Annotated in this window: 1 protein-coding gene; it reads left to right on the forward strand. The window is 38.3% G+C overall.

Annotation, left to right across the window (positions count from 1 at the left end; translation table 11 throughout):
* Nucleotides 1-786 (forward strand): phage tail-like protein (locus GB932_RS22405; RefSeq protein WP_197517235.1); only part of this gene is annotated, 786 nt, incomplete at its 5' end.
* Nucleotides 787-859 lie beyond the last annotated feature (73 nt).

Genomic DNA, 859 nt, shown 5'->3' on the forward strand with positions numbered 1-859 from the left:
GCTCATACCATATATGCACAGGTTGCTATTGGGAAAACCTCAGTAAACAGCTCAGCTGTGCTGGAAGTTTCACAGACCACCAATAAAGGAGTACTTCTCCCAAGAGTAGATATTATAGATGTTTTGAATAATACCTCTCCGGTAAATAATCCGGCAGAAGGACTGGTTGTTTATAATAAAGGGAACTCCATTAGCCCCGGTCTTTATATCTGGAAAAGCAATATGTGGACTCAGCTTTCTGATACGTATAACCTGGAAAGTTATATGATGCTTCAACGCACCTCTGATTATTCAATACTTGGAGGTCTTGCCAACGGTACATACAAAAATTTCAACGATGCCGCATTTACTGTTGTATCTAATGATATCGGAGCTTTATACAATACTTCTACAGGAATTATCACACTTCCCGGAAACAGCGGTTATCTGGTGAATGTATGTCTTAACATCAGAACAGCTCTTGAAAGTACGACTGCCGGAATAGGAGGAACTTCTGTTCATCTGCATCAGTATCTTGTAAAACTTATTGATCCGTCCACAGGAAATCAATATGGTAAAACAATTAGTATCAATGCACAATCAATTGCCAGTAATAAGACCCATACTCTGAATATGAGTTTCTCTTTTGTGACTACTTCAGCAGCTCCTATTCTTTTAGTTCCAGCCATTGCTCATGATACGGGAGGAACTTACCAGAACGGATCCGGAGGAACAACTCCTAATAACGGAGAAATCATCATCACGAATGCTAAAGTTGATATTCAAAGATCAGCACTTAATCAATAATTTATAGCACAATGAAAACATCTATTTACATAATCGGTATGATACTGTTAAGCATTTTCTCAAATGCACAAGT

Source organism: Microbacterium karelineae, from assembly GCF_009745985.1.
GTDB classification, from domain to species: domain Bacteria; phylum Actinomycetota; class Actinomycetes; order Actinomycetales; family Microbacteriaceae; genus Microbacterium; species Microbacterium karelineae.